General features: G+C 72.5%; 13 protein-coding genes, 1 tRNA gene and 3 pseudogenes. 9 read left to right on the top strand and 8 right to left on the bottom strand.

What is annotated here, in order from left to right; translation table 11 throughout:
* Positions 1 to 339, bottom strand: a pseudogene (locus tag ACFSL4_RS07540) (transcriptional regulator); the annotation flags it as partial.
* Positions 340 to 679: 340 nt separating this feature from the next.
* Here ACFSL4_RS07540 and ACFSL4_RS07535 point away from each other — a divergent pair.
* The gene (locus ACFSL4_RS07535) at positions 680 to 2,077 is read left to right on the top strand and encodes an alpha/beta fold hydrolase (RefSeq protein WP_381079843.1); all 1,398 of its coding nucleotides are present in this window, start codon (positions 680 to 682) and stop codon (positions 2,075 to 2,077) included.
* 22 nt (positions 2,078 to 2,099) lie between these two features.
* Entirely contained in the window at positions 2,100 to 2,891 is a 792-nt protein-coding gene (locus ACFSL4_RS07530; protein WP_381079841.1) for an Fpg/Nei family DNA glycosylase, read from the top strand.
* 369 nt (positions 2,892 to 3,260) lie between these two features.
* Here the strand turns inward: ACFSL4_RS07530 and ACFSL4_RS07525 are convergent.
* Positions 3,261 to 3,341 (bottom strand): annotated as a pseudogene (locus tag ACFSL4_RS07525) (hypothetical protein); the annotation flags it as partial.
* 1,257 nt (positions 3,342 to 4,598) lie between these two features.
* Here ACFSL4_RS07525 and ACFSL4_RS07520 point away from each other — a divergent pair.
* The 3 genes from ACFSL4_RS07520 (at position 4,599) to gap (ending at position 8,024) form a co-directional block, all read left to right on the top strand.
* Positions 4,599 to 5,402 (top strand): DUF4352 domain-containing protein, encoded by an 804-nt coding sequence (locus tag ACFSL4_RS07520; protein WP_381079839.1) that lies wholly within the window; start codon positions 4,599 to 4,601, stop codon positions 5,400 to 5,402.
* A gap of 563 nt (positions 5,403 to 5,965) precedes the next feature.
* Complete coding sequence (locus ACFSL4_RS07515; protein ID WP_381079837.1) at positions 5,966 to 6,922, top strand: GlxA family transcriptional regulator; 957 nt, start codon at positions 5,966 to 5,968, stop codon at positions 6,920 to 6,922.
* A 103-nt stretch (positions 6,923 to 7,025) separates the two neighbouring features.
* Positions 7,026 to 8,024 (top strand): type I glyceraldehyde-3-phosphate dehydrogenase, encoded by a 999-nt coding sequence (gap, locus tag ACFSL4_RS07510; RefSeq protein ID WP_381079835.1) that lies wholly within the window; start codon positions 7,026 to 7,028, stop codon positions 8,022 to 8,024.
* Between the two features lie 268 nt (positions 8,025 to 8,292).
* Here gap and ACFSL4_RS07505 read toward each other — a convergent pair.
* A tRNA-Gly gene (locus ACFSL4_RS07505) sits at positions 8,293 to 8,401 on the bottom strand.
* A gap of 174 nt (positions 8,402 to 8,575) precedes the next feature.
* Here ACFSL4_RS07505 and ACFSL4_RS07500 point away from each other — a divergent pair.
* From ACFSL4_RS07500 to ACFSL4_RS07485, 4 genes and pseudogenes are all read left to right on the top strand, one after another.
* A pseudogene (locus ACFSL4_RS07500) lies at positions 8,576 to 8,797 on the top strand (zinc-dependent alcohol dehydrogenase); the annotation flags it as partial.
* 420 nt (positions 8,798 to 9,217) lie between these two features.
* Positions 9,218 to 9,541 (top strand): trypco2 family protein, encoded by a 324-nt coding sequence (locus ACFSL4_RS07495; RefSeq protein WP_381079833.1) that lies wholly within the window; start codon positions 9,218 to 9,220, stop codon positions 9,539 to 9,541.
* A 13-nt stretch (positions 9,542 to 9,554) separates the two neighbouring features.
* Complete coding sequence (locus ACFSL4_RS07490; protein ID WP_381079831.1) at positions 9,555 to 13,190, top strand: trypsin-like peptidase domain-containing protein; 3,636 nt, start codon at positions 9,555 to 9,557, stop codon at positions 13,188 to 13,190.
* 67 nt (positions 13,191 to 13,257) lie between these two features.
* Positions 13,258 to 14,661 carry a hypothetical protein gene (locus ACFSL4_RS07485; RefSeq protein ID WP_381079829.1) on the top strand — a complete coding sequence of 468 codons (1,404 nt, stop codon included), beginning with the start codon at positions 13,258 to 13,260 and terminating at the stop codon, positions 14,659 to 14,661.
* Positions 14,662 to 15,143: 482 nt separating this feature from the next.
* Here the strand turns inward: ACFSL4_RS07485 and ACFSL4_RS07480 are convergent, their stop codons facing one another.
* From ACFSL4_RS07480 to ACFSL4_RS07460, 5 genes are all read right to left on the bottom strand, one after another.
* The gene (locus tag ACFSL4_RS07480) at positions 15,144 to 15,431 is read right to left on the bottom strand and encodes a hypothetical protein (protein WP_381079827.1); all 288 of its coding nucleotides are present in this window, start codon (positions 15,429 to 15,431) and stop codon (positions 15,144 to 15,146) included.
* A 77-nt stretch (positions 15,432 to 15,508) separates the two neighbouring features.
* A complete protein-coding gene (locus ACFSL4_RS07475) occupies positions 15,509 to 15,769 on the bottom strand; it encodes a hypothetical protein (protein WP_381079825.1) in 261 nt (86 codons plus the stop codon).
* 149 nt (positions 15,770 to 15,918) lie between these two features.
* A complete protein-coding gene (locus ACFSL4_RS07470) occupies positions 15,919 to 16,371 on the bottom strand; it encodes a DUF5994 family protein (protein ID WP_381079823.1) in 453 nt (150 codons plus the stop codon).
* 330 nt (positions 16,372 to 16,701) lie between these two features.
* Positions 16,702 to 16,905, bottom strand: coding sequence for a cold-shock protein (locus tag ACFSL4_RS07465; RefSeq protein WP_381079821.1), 204 nt, complete (start codon positions 16,903 to 16,905; stop codon positions 16,702 to 16,704).
* Between the two features lie 425 nt (positions 16,906 to 17,330).
* On the bottom strand, positions 17,331 to 17,486 hold the full coding sequence (locus ACFSL4_RS07460; RefSeq protein WP_381079819.1) for a DUF6131 family protein: 156 nt from the start codon (positions 17,484 to 17,486) through the stop codon (positions 17,331 to 17,333).
* Between the last annotated feature and the right edge of the window lie 112 nt (positions 17,487 to 17,598).

Here is a 17,598-nt window from a genome sequence, read left to right as displayed (position 1 = left end):
TTGCCCGGGCGGCCGTCGCGCGACGGCCGCCGACTCGCCCATGACACGCCCGGGCGGGGTGGAGCGGACCCGCTCCAGTTCCTCCTCGACGGTGGGCGAGGGCCCGGACGGGTGCGGGCTGAGGAAGTCGGGTACGTAGCCGCCGGTGTCCAGGGCCAGCCCCGACAGCAGCGGCAGCCGGGCCCGGCCCAGCACCCTCCGGGCACGCGCCACCCACGGATCGGCGGTCCGCTCCGGGCGCAGCCCCCACGGCAGCCGCGTCGCCACGGCGTCGTGCAACGGCGAGACCGCGAAACGGGATCCGGCCGGCCCGGTGGCGTCCACGGTGAGTTCGATCACGGCCCTCCCGGTGTCCGCGTCGGATCCCGCCCGTCCGGTGCCGCGTCCCGTGCCGCCTGTTTCGTGCTGCGCGTCCGTGCCGCGTCCCGTGCCGCGCGTCCCGTGCCGCCCGTCCGGTGCTGCGCGTCCGGTGCCGCGCGTCCCGTGCCGCGCGTCCTTTCGAACCTGCTCGAATCGTGGCACGGATGCTCGCAGTGGCAGGGCCGCTCGGCGCATCTTGGTGGTCGGCACGGAGGACGGGGCGTGGCGACGCGGGGGGCACGGGGGAGGCACGGGGATGCTGGGCACGCGCAGGACACACAGGACCCGCAGGGCGCGGACGGGCCGGGAGGTACGGAGGATGCGCAGACCGAGGGCGCTGGCGGCGGTCGCACTGGCCGCCGCGGGCGCGCTGGTGGTGTCGGGGGCGTGCACGTCGGCGGCGCAGGACCGGGCGGCCGTGGCGCCTGCCGGAGGGAACGGGGGACTCTCCGGCACGGCGCCCTGCCCCGGGGTGGAGGGCTTCAGCTGCGCCACCCTGACGGTTCCGCTCGACCACGGCGGCCGTGTGGCCGGCACGCTGGGCCTGAAGGTGGCGATGGCGGACAACGCGCGGGCCACGAAGGGCGTCCTGCTGTTCCTGACGGGTGGTCCGGGCCAGCCGGGTGTGCCGTTCGTGGACCGGCTGGCCAAGAGGCTGGCGCCGTTGCTGAAGGACTACCGCCTGGTGATGATCGACCAGCGCGGCACCGGCGCGGGCGCGCTGCAATGCCCGCAACTGCAGCAGGAGATGGGGTCGTCCGATCTCACACCGCCCACCGAGCGCGCGGTGGCGGACTGCGCCGCCGCCATCGGTCCGGACCGCCGCTTCTACGGCACCGGTGACACCGTCGCCGACCTGGAACTGCTGCGCCGGGCCCTGCACGTACGGAAGATGACGCTCGACGGGGTCTCGTACGGCACGTACACCGCCGAACGCTACGCCCTGGCGCACCCGCACCACGTGGCACGGCTGGTCCTGGACTCCGTGGTGCCGCAGACCGGTTACGACCCGATGGACCGCGCCGCCCTGCGCGCGGCGCCGCGCGTGCTGACGGAGGCCTGCGCGGCCATCGGCTGCCACACCGACCCGGCGGCGGACCTGGCCGAGGTGGTGGACACGTACCACAACGGCGTGGATGTGCTGGACGCGCTGACCACCTGGGAGTTCGTGGACCCCGACTACGCGGCGATGATCGATGCCCTGCACACGGCCGCGGGTGGGGACCCCGCACCGCTGCAGGCCCTCATCGCGGGCGTACGACAGGGGAGCGCGGCGACGGCGGAGGAACTGAGCCAGGGGCTGCATGCCTCGACCCTGTGCCTGGACGGCCGCTATCCGTGGGGCAGGGCGGACGCGCCGACCGCCGGGCGCCGGGAGGCCCTGGAGAAGGCGGGCGCGGAGCTGACACCGGCCGACTACGGCCCGTTCGACGCGGCCACGGCGACGGGCCTCGGCACGATGCTCAGCTGTCTGTACTGGCCCCGCACACCGGTGCCGCCGCTGCCTTTGGAGCATCGCCGGCTCCCGGGCGTACCGGTCCTGCTGCTCGGCGGGGACCGGGACCTGTCGACGCCGCTGGAGTGGCTGTACGACCAGAAGAAGCTGACGCCGCGGGCCCGGGTCGTGGTGGTGCCGGGCGCCGCGCACTCCGTGCAGAGCAGGGCGGTGAGCGACAAGGGCCGTCAGGCGGTGTTCGACTTCCTCCTGGGCCGCTGAGGCGGGGCGGATATCCCCCCCCATGCCCGAACTGCCCGATGTGGAAGGGTTCCGCGAGGTGCTCCGGTCCTGCGTGAAGGGCAGGACCGTCCACCGCGTCCATGTGCGCGACACAGGCGTACTGCGCGGGGTGAGTGCGCGGCGGCTGCGCCGCGCACTGGAGGGCCGGCGCTTCACGGAACCGGAGCGGCACGGGAAGTGGCTGCTCGCCCGCACCGGCGACGGCCCCACCCTCATGCTGCACTTCGGCATGACCGGCGGACTGGTCTGCTGCCGTCCCGGCGACGCGCCCGAGGCGCACGACCGCGTCCTGTTCACCGTGGACGGCGACCGCCAGCTCCGCTACCGCGATCAGCGCAAGCTCCAGGGCCTCTGGCTGGCCGACGACGACTCCGATGTCGCACGGCTGCTGGCGCGTCTGGGCCCCGACGCGTTGGCTGTGGACCGCGACGGGTTCGACGCCGTCCTGACCTCGCGCCGCGGCAGGGTCAAGGCCGTCCTCATCGACCAGTCCGCCCTGGCCGGACTCGGCAATCTGCTCGCCGACGAGATCCTGTGGCGCGCGCGGGTGTGGCCCGCGAGCCGTGCGGCCGATCTCACCGAGGCGGAACGCCACCGCCTGTACGCCCAGATGCGCCGCACCCTGCGCTCCGCGGTGAGCGCCGGCTGCGTCCCGCCGCGCGACTCCTGGCTCACCGGCCACCGCGACGACCCCCTCCCGGCCTGCCCCCGCTGCGGCGCCCCGCTGCGGCGGTCCCGTGTCGCGGGCCGCGGCACGGTGTGGTGCCCACGCTGCCAGCCGGACGGCGCCTGAACCCCGGCGCCCGCACCGTGGGGCTCTCGCCGCGGACCGCGGCACGCCGTGCGGGCGGGGCGGCGCGGGTCTCCGCTCGACGGCCGGGGCTCCTCCCACTGGCCGGAAGGCCGGCCGCGGGGCGGATACGGGGCCGCGTCGGGTCTCCGTAGCGTCCGCCGCATGAACAGCGGCACGGAGCCCCGGGTCCGTCGACTCCTCGATGTCGAGCCCGATCCGCCGGCCCTGCTCGATCACCGTGTGCAAGGCGGCGGGCAGCCCGTCCGGGGCCACGAGCGGAGCCGCGCCGTCGTTCTGGGACATCTGCTCCGGGTCGCGCAGCACGGTCACCAGGCGGCGCAGGTCCGTCAGGGCTGCGATGCCGGTGGCGTGCAGATCGTCGAGGACGTCGCTCACCCGCTTGTCCGCGTCCGGCATCACGTGCCGGGCCACCCCCACCCTCAGCACCATGGAGGAGACATGGTGAGCCACCAGGTCGTGCAGCTCCCGGGCGATCGCGGTGCGCTCGGCCGCCCGCGCCGTGCGGACCCGCAGCTCATGGCTGCGCCTCTCCTCTTCCGCGCGCCTGCGGGCGTGCCAGGCGGCCTGACGGGTGGCGCGTATGGAGCCACCCAGCAGCACCGGGCCGAGCACCGTCACGGCCACCCGGCACAGCAGGGAGGGCAGCTGCGCGGGCAGGTCGTCGCTCGTGTGGACGAGGTACACCGCGGTCAGAGCGGCAGCGCCGATCGACACCTGCCGCCACGGCCGACGGATCGCCAGCTCCAGCAGGGAGAGAACGGCGATGTACTTCACCAGGGCCGCCGGACCGTGCTCGTAGGTGCCGAACGCGTCCGCGGCGAGCAGCAGGGCCGCCTGGCACAGGGCGGTGGTCAGCGGCCGGACGGCGCCGAACAGACCGATCGCCACCGCCGCGAGCGCGAAGCCCCAGTCGGTCGCCGACGGCCGGTCGCCGGTCTGCAGCAGAGTGAGGTCCCCCACCGTGACCAGCAGCAGGACGGTGAGGCGGAGCATGACGTTCGACTCGTCGAGCACGCGTTCGGGCCATGGGGGTGACACAGTCCGATCGTCGCACAGGACACCGACGCCGATCCGGCGGCCGAGAGCGGCACGGCCCGGCTCCTGGGTGCCGTGCCGGCCGGGCCCATGGCAGTCGTCGCCCTTCGTCCGCCCCGGTGGGCGGCAGCGGACGGTACGAGATCCACACGCGTCGACCGTGCCGAGCGGCCCCTCGCGTCAGGAGAGACCGGAGAGATGGTGGTGGACGATCGCGAGGAGTGCGGCAGGATGACCGCGTGAGACCGAGATGGGGGTGGGGGCTCGGACGCCTCCGTGGGGTGGACCGGGGCCGACGTGCCGCTGAACTCGCCGAGATCGAAGCGGAGATCACGTCGTACGGAGAGAGTCTCGACCGGCACCCGTTCTCCCCCGGCCAGCCGGGTGCCACGGAGGAGATGCGTTCGGACCTGGCCCGCGCCCTGGACGCCTACGAGGAGGCCAAACGGGCCATCGTCGGAGACCGGGACCGCGCGGAGACGCTCGACGTGCTGCGCGCGCTGGACGAGGGGCGCCACGCGTTGGCCTGTCTGGACGCGCGGCTCGCGGGCACTTTCCTGCCCGAGCGGTTGCCGCTCTGCTTCTTCGGCCCCCGGCACGGGCCGTCGACCGCCCAGGTCCGCTGGGCGCCGGAAGGCGGGGCCGCACGCGATGTCGCGGTGTGCCGCCGCCGACGCCGTCCGCATCGCCGAGAGCCGAGAGCCGAGAGCCGGGAGCCGGGAGCCGAGAGCCGGGAGCCGGGAGCCGGGAGCCGATCGTGCCGCGGAGCCGGGTCCGTGCGCAGCCGCGGTCCCGGACGCCGGGGGCAGACGCGACGAGCGGGATGCGCGTCCGCGCCCAGGAGCCGCGGCGAGGCCCGGAGCGGTTGGGCGGACGGGCGGACGGGCGGGTGTCAGGAAAGGGCGACGGCAGGTACCGGTCGGTGTTGCCCACGCCACGGCAGCCGGCGGTCCTGGTGCTCCGCACCGAACGCCCCGCCGACGTCACGGTACTGGTGGAGCGGCGGCAAGGAGGCCGGCCGCGCGGCTACCGGCTGCACAACGCCGACGGCCCTGTGGTCGCCCGGATCCCGCTGAGCGGCAGCGGCAGCGGCTCGATGTCACCGTCGTCAAGGCCGCCGACCCGGCCAAGTCCAGCGACGAGTTCACCGCCCCCGAGTCCGGCAAGCGGTTCGTCGGCGTCCAGTTCAAGCTGGTCAACACGGGCACCGCGGCCTACGGCGACAGCCCCGGCAACGGCGCACAGATCATCGATGCCGAAGGCCAGCAGTTCGAGTCCACCTTCGCCGACATCACCGCGGACCCTTCCATGTCCAGCGACGTGAAGCTGAAGCCCGGCACCAAGGCGCTGGGGTGGATCGTGTTCGAAGTCCCCAAGGGCTCCAAGGCGGCCACCGTGCAGTTCACCATGGATTCCGGGATGACCGACCAGACCGGTGAATGGAAGCTTTTCTGAGCCTCCCGTGCATCGAGGCGCCGGGCTTTCGTCACTCGCCGTGACCGTCGTCCGGGCCCGGCCCGACCGAGACGGAAGGTGAGACGGAGCACGACGAAGGCCCCGGCCGGCGAGCGGTCGGGGTCCTTCGTCTGCCCTGGTGGGCGGCTGGGGAGGACACGAGATTCGAACTCGTGAGGGGTTGCCCCCAACGCGCTTTCCTGATGTTCGTCTGTGGGCGGGGGCGGGGGCGGGGGCGGGGGCGGGGGTGATCAGGGGCGTCCTGACCTGCGGCGGAGTGGAGCTGAGGGCGGGTGGCGACGGTGCCGAACAGCGGTGAACGCAACCAGAACGCAACCAGGGACTCGGTTCCTGCTCACGCCCCTGCGCCAAGCGCTGAGCGGTTCCTCGGGGCCGTACACCGCCTGGAGGCCGGAACACCGACACCCGCTGCGGGAGACCGCCACGAGCGGTACCGGCTCGTCGGTGATCGGTCACCGGTGATCAGTCACCGGTCACCGGTCACCGACGAGCCGCGCCGGCGGTCAGGACGAAAGGCCCAGCCTGCCTCGTACCCTGTCCCCGTGCCATCCTCCCGCCTGCATCGCGTCGCCGTCCTTGTGCTCGTGGGCGCGAAGCCGCTCGATGTCGGCATTCCCGCGCAGGTGTTCACGACCCGCGCGAGCATGCCGTATGAGGTGCGCGTGTGCGGGGCGGCACCTGGTCTCGTGACCGGCGGTGACGGCATGTCGTACTACGTCGCCCACGGTCTTGACGCGCTTGCGTGGGCCGACATCGCCTTCATTCCCGGCTACCGGTTCCCGGACCGCGACGACCCGCCGCAGGCCGTCGTCGACGCGCTGATCGCAGCCCACGCTCGGGGCACGCGGCTCGCCGCCATCTCGACGGGCGCCTTCGCGCTCGCCGCCACGGGCCTGCTCGACGGCAGACGCGCCACGACGCACTGGCATTACTCACGGGCGCTTGCGGCGAAGCATCCGCTCGTCCAGATCGACGAGAACGTTCTGTTCGTCGACGAGGGCAGCGTGCTGACGTCGGCAGGCGCCGCCTCGGGCATCGACCTGTGCCTGCACATTCTGCGCGGCGACCTCGGAGTGGCCGCGTCGAACCACGCGGCCCGGCGCCTGGTCGCGGCCCCCTATCGCAGCGGCGGCCAAGCGCAGTATGTGCCGCGCAGCGTGCCCGAGCCGCTCGGAGAGCGGTTCGCCGCCACCCGCGAGTGGGCGCTGCACCGGCTCGGCGAGCCCCTCACCCTTGAGGCGCTCGCGCGGCATGCGGCGGTCTCGCCGCGTACGTTGTCGCGGCGCTTCGTCGAAGACACGGGGTACACACCGATGCAGTGGGTCATGCGCGCCCGCATCGACGTGGCCCGTGAGCTGCTCGAGTGTTCGGAACGGAGCGTGGAACAGATCGCTGCCGATGTCGGTCTGGGCACCGGTGCGAATCTGCGGCTGCACTTCCAGCGCATCCTCGGCACCACGCCGAGCGAGTACCGGCGCACTTTCGCCCAGGGCGAGTAGCCCGCCGCCACGTGGCGCGATCCTTTTGAACCGTGGCGATCACGCCGCTGTCACGGGTGGATGCTGCACGCGAGGCTGGTGGCGAACCGAAGGGACACCACTCATGCCTCGCATCGCGATCAACGGATTCGGCCGCATCGGACGCAATGTGCTGCGCGCACTGCTCGAACGCGACAGCGACCTCGACATCGTCGCCGTCAACGACCTCACGGAGCCCGCCACCCTCGCCCGGCTGCTCGCCTATGACACGACGGCCGGCCGGCTCGGTCGGCCGGTGACCGTCGACGGGGACGCCCTCGTCGTCGACGGCCGTCGCATCATGGTGCTCGCCGAGCGCGAACCGGCGAAGCTGCCCTGGGCCGAACTCGGCGTGGACATCGTGCTCGAGGCGACCGGCCGCTTCACGTCGGCCGGTGCCGCCCGTGCCCACCTCGACGCCGGCGCGAAGAAGGTACTCGTCAGTGCGCCGTCGGACGGCGCCGATGTCACGCTCGCCTTCGGGGTCAACACCGACGCGTACGACCCGGACGTGCACACGATCGTCTCGAACGCCTCGTGCACGACCAACGCGCTTGCGCCGCTGGCCGCCGTGCTCGACGAGTTCGCGGGCATCGAGCACGGCTTCATGACGACGGTGCACGCCTACACGCAGGAGCAGAACCTGCAGGACGGTCCGCACCGCGACGCCCGCCGCGCCCGCGCCGCCGCCGTCAACATCGTGCCGACCACGACGGGCGCCGCCAAGGCGATCGGTCTCGTGCTGCCGAACCTCGACGGCAAGCTGTCGGGCGACTCGATCCGCGTACCGGTTCCGGTGGGCTCGATCGTCGAACTCAACACGACCGTCGCCCGCGACGTGACGCGCGACGACGTGCTGGCGGCGTACCGCGCCGCGGCGGAGGGCCCGCTCGCCGGCATCCTCGAGTACTCGGATGACCCGCTCGTGTCGTCCGACATCGCGGGCAATCCGGCCTCGTCGATCTTCGACTCGGCCCTCACCCGCGTTGACGGCCGCCATGTCAAGGTGGTCGCCTGGTACGACAACGAGTGGGGCTTCTCGAACCGCGTGATCGACACTCTCGAACTCCTCGCCACCCGCTGACGGGGGGCGAGGGCGGCCCTGGCCCCGCCATCTGCTTCCCGGGCTGACGCAGCTTCTTGACCGGCCTCACACTTTCACCAGCCGGGGCGGGAGGTCGCCGCTGGGCTGGACGATCTCGTACGCGCCGAACGTGCGAAGCAGCACAACGGCGACCGTGCGCACCACAAGGAGGAGCCACCGAAGAGCTGATGGTGCGGTTGTGGTGCGCGCACCGACGGCCGGTTCAGACAGCGAGGAACCCCCGGGCCTCTGGCCTGGGGGTTTCACATGGAGCGGGTGACGAGAATCGAACTCGCGCTCTCAGCTTGGGAAGCGACGGCGCTTGTGCGGGCCGAGGCCGGTGTCCCGCGCTCCCGGCCCACTTCGCGAACACCCACACGTCGCGGCTGGCCATGGCCGGTCCCACAGGACGGGGATCCGGGGGCGATCGGTTCGGGTTGCCGGCTCTCCTCGGCCGTTTCCGCCGGGCCTTCGACGGACAGATGCGGAAGGCGCTTGTCGAGCCAGCGCGGAAGCCACCAGTTGGCGTTGCCGAACAGGGGCATCACGGCCGGGACCAGGATTTGCCCCTGCTCGACATGTACCTCACCGGCGTCACGTTGCGCATCGCCCGCGACAACGTCCGGAACCACATCCCCGACGCCCTGGAACTCGCCTCCTCGGGAAAGGTCGCACCGGAGCGGGTGGTCTCCCACGTCCTCGACTGGGCGCAACTCCCCGACGCCCTGCCCGAGAAGCACCTCAAGCCCGTCTTCGTCCGCGCCGGCGGCTGAACACGCCTCGACCGAGCGACTCGATGAACGCAGCACCGCCCGGGTTACCGACAACGAACCCCGGCCCCGTACGTCCGGCAGGAGCGGAGCGGACCACCAGCGGGCGGCGATGGCCACGCTCGGTCACGAGCTGTGGGCCATGGTGGACGCCACCCTACGCACCACGGCCCCAGCGGATGCGCCGGCTGATGGAGCTGGACGGCCACCCGTCGCTGCGGTGAGCGGGCGAGGGCATCTCTACCCGGCTGACCTCGGTAGGCACCCGCTCTATGAGGGCAGCCTCGGAACCGGCGCTGGCATCGAGGGGGCGCGGCCGGGGAGGCGGAAAGTTTCCCAAGGGGGCGACTGCGCAGAGGGATATGGGTGTCATCATGGAACTGTGCACGGAGCCGCAGGCCGACTTGTCACGGGGGTCTCCTGATGGGCAGTGAGAACGTCGCTGTTGCCGGAGGGCTGGCCGAGACGATCGAGGCGTTGCGGGCTGAGCTGACAGCGGCGATGGCACAGGGCGACGGGCAGCCGTTGCGATTCGAACTGGGACCGGTGGACATTGAGCTGGCGCTCGCCATCACCCGTGAGGGATCGGGTAACGGCGGGCTGCGGTTCGGGGTGGTGTCGTTCGGAGCGACCGGGAAGGCGGCGGCGGAGACGACGCATCGGCTGTCGCTCACACTCAACCCGGTGGCGGCGCGCGGCGACGGGCCTGTGCGTGTGACCGCGGACGTCGACGGCGAGCCGCGTTGAGAGGGAACTGGCAGTGCCGTTGAATGCCGAGCGCATTGCCGAGGTGTACAACCCCGCGATTCGCAAGGTGGGTTCGGGATGGTTCGTCACGCCGCAGCTCGTGCTCACGGTATGGCACGCGGTCGAGGGCACCACACGCGACGGCGAGCCCCCGCCCGGCGAACCGCCGCCCCGCCGCCCCTTGTCGCCCACGGCTCTGGAGGAGCTGACCCGTGACCGCGCGAGATGCCGGGTCCGGGCGTTGGCGGACGCCCGCAAGGGGCATCGCTTCCGGGACACGGTGACCGTCTGGTGGCGGCCGGAGCGCGACGTGGCGCTGCTGCTGGTCACCGACGTCCACCAGCCCGCGTCCCCGGCCGGGTGGGCGCCGACGTACTGGGCCGATCTCACCTCCGCCGACCCGGTCGACGTCACCGCCGTCGGCTTTCCCGACCACGACGTGGTGAGCGGGATGCGCGAGTCACGGCAGTTCAGCGGGATCCTGCATCCGCTGTCCGGCGTACGGTCCGGGCACTGGGTCATCACGACCAGCGCGCTGGCCCGGCCCACCCCGGGCAGTGGCTGGGCGGGGATGTCCGGCGCGGCGCTGTTCGCCGGGGACCGGCTCGTGGGGGTCGTCACCGCCGACGCCGGCGGGCGGTCGGGACCGGTCGCCGAACTGCGGGCCGTACCCGCCGCGGCGTTCGCGGACGATCCGGGCCTGACGGCCTGGATCCGGTGGGCCGGCGGAGCGGGCGTATGGACACACGGCCGGGTCGAACGGCCGGAGCCGAGCCGCTCCGCACCCGCGGCCACCCCGCTGCCCCGCCCTGCGGCCGCCTCCTGGACCTCCCCGGTACGCGCCTGGCGGCTGCGGCGCCGTCGCCCGCTGCTCCCGCCCGAGCTGCTCGACGCCGCGCCCGCGGCCGACGCCGTACGCGCCCGCGGCGGCCTCTCCTACCAGGCCACCGAGCCCGGGGAGCTCGCCCGTGTCTACACCCAGCAGTACCTCGACACGACCACGGACCGGGACGCCGAGGGCCCGGCCGGGCCTCCCTCCTCGGGGGGCGAGGGCCGCCATCCCCTCCGGGTCACCGGGCAGCCGGTGTCCGTCGGTCGTCTCCTCACCGACCCCACGGTCCGGCACATCGTCGTCACCGGCCAGCCGGGCGTGGGCAAGTCCAGCCTGCTGGAGTACGTGGAGGCCACCGCCTGGCGGTGGTGGCGCACCGCGACCCGGGGCCAGGCGCCCGGCGCGGCCCCCTTCGGGCCGCTGCTGCCGCTGCGGATCGCCGCGCGCGAACTGGTGGGCAGGGACTCCGTCGCTGCGGCCGTCCGGCCCCGGGCGCGGGCCCTGCTGGAGGCCGACCCGCCCGTGCCGGGCGCCCAGGTCCTGGTGCTGGTCGACGCGCTGGACGAGGTGACCCGGCCCGAGGACTGGCGGCAGGTGATGGAGCTCCTGCTCACCACGGCCCGGGAGAGCACCGGCGGGCCCGGCATGGAGCGGCGCCTGATGCTGTCCACCCGCAGTCTGCACGACAGCACCTGGCGCAGCCTCACCAGCGTCGGCGTCACGGAGTTCCGACTCCAGCCGTTCTCCGACGAGCAGTTGCACCGGTTCGTCATGGCCCACCAGACGGGCGGTGCCGACCGGCTCGCCGACCCCGTGATCCACGAGCGGGCCGCGGTCCGTGCCGCGGAGTTCCTGGCGTACGTGCGCACGAGCAACGTACTCGACCTGGTCCGGCTGCCGCTGCTCGCGCAGCTGGCGGTCGACCAGTACTTCGACCCGGGCGGGGAGCCGCATCTGCGGGGCCGCCGCGTCGACCTGTACGCGCGCGCAGTGGCGGAGTTCCTCGGCCGTTTCCCGCAGCGGCAGGACCCGTACGAGCCCTGGCTGCGGGACCGTGTCGAGGAACTACTCGGCCGGCTGCGCGAGCGCTACGCCCGGGACGCGCCGGGCCACGCCTCCGTCACCACCGCCCTGCGCGGCTTCCTCGGGGACCTGGCCGACGCCTACCTGCGGGACGGCACGCAGTTACCGTACGCCACCGCCCGGCTGCTGACCGACGGGCAGGACGACGACCCGTCCAAGCACCGCACGGCCGCGGCGCTCCTCGACGCCACCGGACTCGTGGTCGACGTCCACGGGCCGGATCCCCGGTTCTTGCACCGCACGTTCGCCGAGTACCTGGCCGCGGAGCACTTCCGGGGCCGCCTCGGCACCGACCCGGACGCCTGGGGTGACGCCCTGGCCGATGCCGATACCCGTGTCGCCGCGCTGTTCGCCTTCGATCGTCATCCGCCCGAGCTGCAGCGCGAGCTTGCCCGCCGGCTGGCCACCGATCCCCGGCGGGTCGAGCAGGCCGCGTGGCTGCTCGCGGAGGGCATGTGCGACAGGGAGACCCGCGACCGGATTCTCGAGAAGCTGTGGCAGCACCCCGACGAGCGGGAGCCGGGCGCGGCCCCGGTCGTCCAGGACTGGCAGCAGACCCATACGGCACTCGCCCACCTGCCCGCGCAGCAGCGCCGCCTGCACGACATGGCGACCGACCCGGACTCCGTGCCGATCGACCGGGTCAACGCCGCGGCGGCGCTGGTCGGCCACGATCCCCGCGGCACCGGGCTGCTGCGCGGTTTCGCCCGGGACCCGTCGTTCGCCCTGCAGCTGCGGATCGCCGCGGCGGCCTGCCTCGCGCACGCCGACCGGGAGACGGGCACCGAACTGCTCACCCGGTTCGCGGACGACACCGCGTCCCGCTACTGCGCCCAGGCCGCCGCGCGGCTCGCGGAGCACGACACGCCTGCGGGCACCGCCCGGCTGCGCGCCCTGGTCGCCAATCCCCACTGCCCCCATCTGGCTCGCGTCGAGGCTGCCGTCGGGCTGCGCGCCCACGACCGGGCCGCCGGAACCGACTGGCTGCGCCGGTTCGCCGCCGACGGACGCTTCTTCGCGGACTGCCGGGTGTTCGCGGCCGACGCGCTGGCCGCGTTCGCCGACCCGGGCGACCAGGAACGCACCGAGGCGACGCTGCTCCTCGAACGCATCGCCCGCGACGAGCGCGTTGACGCCGGCTACCGTGTCGAGGCCGCACACAGGCTTGCCCGCTACGACGCCGCCGGTGTTCCCCTGCTGCGCGACTTCGCAGACGGTGCCCTGCCCGGCCGTTACGGCTGCGACGCCGCGGTGCTGCTCGCGCAGCACGACCAGGATGAGGGGGTGCGGGTCCTGGGCGTCATCGCCCGCGGCACCGGCCAGGAACCCCAGCACCGGTTGCGGGCGGCGGCCGAACTCGCCCACTACCAACCGGCCCAGGGCGAACCCCTGCTGTCCGGGCTGGCCCGGGAACCCGGCTGGGACGCCGGGCCGCGCATCCAGGCCGCCGTACTGCTGGCCCGCCGCGACCGGGAGGCAGGGCTGCTCCTGCTGCGTGAGCACTTCGCCGGGGCGAGCGGCGAGACCCGGGTGAGCGCCGCGCGCGCACTGGCGGGCGTGGACCAGGAGGAGGGGCTGCGCCTGCTGCAGGAACTGGCGGACTCGCCGGACGCCGGACGCTCCGTACGGGTCCGCGCGGCCAGCGCCATCGGCGACTTCGACCCGAGGCTGAAGGAGGCCACGCTGCGGAGACTCGGCGTGGACATCAGGCCGGGCGGATGGTTCTCGGTGTGACGCAGCGGGAAAGCGCGTCCGTACGACGTCCGCTCGCGGATGCGCACCGACGGGGAGGCGACGCAGGGTGATCCCACGTATCGGCGGTGGCTCGGATCCGGCCGGTCAGGCACGCAAGCTGGCACGCAAGGGCGACTGGCGCACCCTGTGGTGGCAGATCCTGTCCTCGCCGCTGCCGCAGGCGGTGGTCGCGGCGGCACATCTCAAGCTCCGCAAGTGGAGCCCGCCGTCGGACGCGGACGCCCGGCTCGCCGCCGTGCTCACCGCCATTGACACCAAGGAGGCGGCCCGGCTCGGCACGGACCTGTTCCGCCGTACGACCGTGAAACTGCCCACCACGATGGGCTTCGCGAGCCCGGCCGGCTTCTGCGTCCGCCATCCGGTGCTGGCGCTCGATACCAGGGGCCGGGACCTGCACACCTCCCGCGTCGTCACGGTCGACCGCACGGGCGTACGGAACACGCTGTACGAAGGACCCGCCCAGCACTGGTCGTTGTGCGCGCTCGACAGCGAGACCGTCATCGCCCGACGGGAGTTCGACAGCGGAGGCTACCGCGGCGACACGGAGATCGTGGAGTACACCCCCGGCCGGGAAGCCGTCCTCGCCTCGGGAGGCGGGCTGCTGGACGCGGTCGTCGAGCCGACCGCCACGGGGTGGGTGGTAGGCACCAAGCTGCTCGGCGTCGCCTTCGCCGTCGCCGACGGTGAGCAGGAGCAACTCGATCTGCGGGACTACGGCCTGCGCCGCGCCGACCTCTTCGCCGTTGACGCCACCGGCACCCGGATCGCCTTCGCGGAGGGCTCCCGGCTGCTGGTCACCGACAGCAGACTGCAGCCGCTGTACGACCTCGTGATGGAGTCCGTGCGGCACGGCGAGTTCAACGCGATCACCTTCACCGGGGACTCCATCGTCACCGCCGGCTGGGAGAAGGGCCTGTACCGCTGGCAGATCATCGGCGGCCGCATCCGGGGCCTGTACTCGGGCTGGGACTCCACACCGCGCACGATCTTCCGGCTCAACCCGGTGGCTGCCTGGGACCTGCTCGTGGCGGAGGGCGGCAACGTCAACTACCACTACGACATGTCCACCCTCGAGCGCACCGGCTCTCCGGAGTTCCTGGTGCCGACGGGCCCCGACAACAAGGAGGACGAATTGCGCGGCTCGCACGCCATCGGCAAGTTCGTCTCGGCGCCCTATGGACGGCTGGCGGTCTACGAGGGCGGGCTGGCGATCCCCACCCGGGGCTCGGACGCCTTCTACTCCACCGTCGTCCAGGACCTGGAGCATCCCCTCAACATCCTGGTGAAGCCGGTGCTCAGCCTGAACCCCGCCGACGCGGACCGGGTCCGCCCGCACCTCGACCCCGCCCTCGGCACGGCAGCCTCCTACCCCCTCACGGCGACCGAACGCGCGGTACTGGAGGGGGCGATGGAGGCCTGCGAGTGGGCCCCCCGGGTAACCGGCCGTTGACTGGCCGGCAGCCCCGGCGAGGGAGGTGGCTCGCGCAAGGAGAGGTCGGGAGCGATGTGGATCCGGACGGCGGTGTCGAGGCAGATGCCGGAGTCGCAGCGGCCGGGCGCGGTGGCGCCTGTCGTTCGGTGGTGGCCTCACGCTCCTGGAGAGTGGCGTCGGGTGCAGGTTCGTCGACGTCCGCGCGGACGACGTCGAGTGTGCGACCCGTTGGAACCGGAAGATCCGTGCTTCCGGGAAGGCGTCCGGACGGACGCCTTCCCGTCCCGGGGCGCCGGGCGTCGGCGGGGAAGGACCACCGTCGGAGCCGCAGGCGCAGCGCGCGTGTGCAGGGAGTGAGGGCGGCGGTGACCTGCTGGGGCTCCACAGCGGGAGTCGGGGCTCAACGACTCGGTCTCGGGCCTGCAACTCACCGATCGGCGTTTGAGGCTCCGTAAGGGGCCGGTCGGCTCCCGATGGACCAGGAATGAGGCACAGGAATCTCACTCCCCCTGACCGGGTGCATCCGATCCTTCCTCTTCCCCCTCCATGAACCGGATGCCCTCGTGTGTCAGCGAGACGGTGGCGGGGGTCCCGTGCGATGTCCAGTCGACGGTGATCAGACCCTCGCCGGCCAGGTACGCGCAGGCCGCGGAGAGGTCCTCGTCGGGCAGACCCAGCTTGTCGCGGAGTGTCGCTCCGCTGACCTCGGGGCGATTGAGTTCGACGGCCCGGTACAGAGATTTCAGGACCGCTTTCCGGTAGGTCTTGCGTTCACGGAGTGTCGTCATGGCTGTCGCTCTCCGGGGCGTGCCCGGCGGTGCAGGCGCGGACGTGGGGGAGGGGCTTCGCGGTTCTCACTGCCTTGTCACACCTCGTCCGTGTGTGCGTGGTCCTCGAGGGACGGCTCGCTGGTTGCCAGCCAGGACCGTGCGGGCTCGGCGGCGTGCGTGGTGTCGATGGTCAGGTGGAGCCGGGTCGCCCCTTCGCTGCCGGCGGGGTAGCTGCGCTGTTCGTCGGAGGCGAAGGCGCGGCGGAGCACTTCGGCGACGCGACGGGCGGCCTCCGGCGTTGCCGCGATGATGCGGACCTCGGCGTGGCCCTCGGAGGGCAATGGCTCATGATCCATGGCATACCTCCTGCGGGCGGCGGCGCTGGGGCGAACGCGGCCGTCGCTTCACACACGCGGGTACGGCTCAGCGGCGTGCTTCTGCGTACGTCCCTTTCCTGCAGCGTATGCCCGCTCCTGTGGTCCCGCCCCCCGGACCGGGCAGGCCGTCAGGATGATGTGGGCCCTCCCTCCGACTCCCACACCGATTCCCCGGCGAGGTCGGTTTCGGCGCGCGCCAGCAGCTGCGCGGCCGTCAGCGGGTTCCAGGGATCGGCGGCAGTGGCCAGCAGCCGGGCGGCCGCTGCGTCGGGTTCGTCGGGCGGGACAACCAGTAGCTCCCAACGCCCGGCGGTGCCGCAGTCCAGGGTGATGACATGCGTGGCGGTGTCGGCGTCCGCCTGGGCCACCTCGATGACGTGGTCGGGCGCCGTGACCGTGTGCGGGGCGTCGGGCCAGGCGGCGGGGTCCACGGTGACACGGGTTACGGTGCCGTAGCCCGGGTCCAGCGAGCCCACGAGCGCGGGCAGTTCCAGTTCCAGCGCGTGGCAGCGCGGCCACCAGGCGCCGTCCAGCGGGCCATGACTGCCGTCCGGTGTGAGGGACAGCCGGGGCAAGGGCATCCGGTAGGTGTGTGCTTCGTCCGTTGACGTGCCCTCGGCTCGGCTTTTCCTGACGTCCATCGTGCGATCCCGTCCCGGGCGGCCTTCCGGCTGCCCGTTTCGTCATTCGCCGGGAACGGCACCGCCGTGGTCGCGTTGCGCGAAATGCTCTCGGTACGTTCAGGGTACTCCCGGCAGCGGCGAAGGGTGACGGGTGGCATTTCCGCCGCGGAGGCGTGCCGACGGGGGAGTGCGCCGGCGGGGGAATCGAACCGAAAAGCCCGGCCGGCGCCTCGTCGAGACGTCGGCCGGGCCGGATGTACGTCGCCGTCGCGGCGCCCCGGGACGACGTCAGGCGGGTCGGATGTTCTCCGCCTGGGGGCCCTTCTGGCCCTGCGTGACATCGAAGTTCACCCGCTGGCCTTCCTGCAGCTCGCGGAAGCCCTGGGCGGCGATGTTCGAGTAGTGGGCGAAGACGTCGGGGCCGCCGCCGTCCTGCTGAATGAATCCGTAGCCCTTTTCCGCGTTGAACCACTTGACGGTACCGGTGGCCATGTTCCTTCTCCTTGCACGGAGTCTTGAGGAATTCCGCCGCTCTGTGGAATCCCAGGTTGCTGAAATGACCCCATCCGGAGTGGACCGGAAAACAAAAAGCGCCTGAAGGTCACATCAGGCGCGCACTGAATTTCATGGGTACCAAAACTGCAACTAAAACCAAGTTAGCACGGATGCGGGCGTCGTGCGGGCTCGTAAAGAACATGTCTGCCGTCATGGTGGCGGGCGCAAGCAGTGGCATGACACCCGGCCCGGGGGCCCGGCCTCTCCGGGTGCGTTGCCGCGTGGCCGATCGCGGTGGTGGCGTTCTCTCTCTCTCCCCCCCGCGCACCGGACGAGTCGGGCCGCATCCCGTACCGGTGGTCGAGAACACCCCTAGGCGAGGCCCGGTCCGCCCGCGCCTGCCGCCGTGCGACTTCGGCCGCTCACCAGTAGTGGCGTCGTCCTGCGACGGCGTGTCCCATCGAGCCGAGGATCCACAGGACCGCTCCGATGACTGCCAGGATGAGCCCGATGGTCCACAGGATGGATATGCCGGTGACGAGGCCGATGACGAGCAGGATGACACCCAGGACGATCATGACGCCTCCCTTGGGGAGTAGTGCCTGATTCCACTGTGAACTGCGGAAGCTCCGGAGGGAAGGGGGAACGGCGACGGTCGGCCTCCTGCTTCTGTGCCCGTGGCTCGTGGGC

The organism is Streptomyces caeni (assembly GCF_042678285.1).
GTDB classification, from domain to species: domain Bacteria; phylum Actinomycetota; class Actinomycetes; order Streptomycetales; family Streptomycetaceae; genus Streptomyces; species Streptomyces caeni.
The sequence above is the reverse complement of the archived record's forward strand: the minus strand, read 5'-3'. Positions and strand labels throughout refer to the sequence as shown.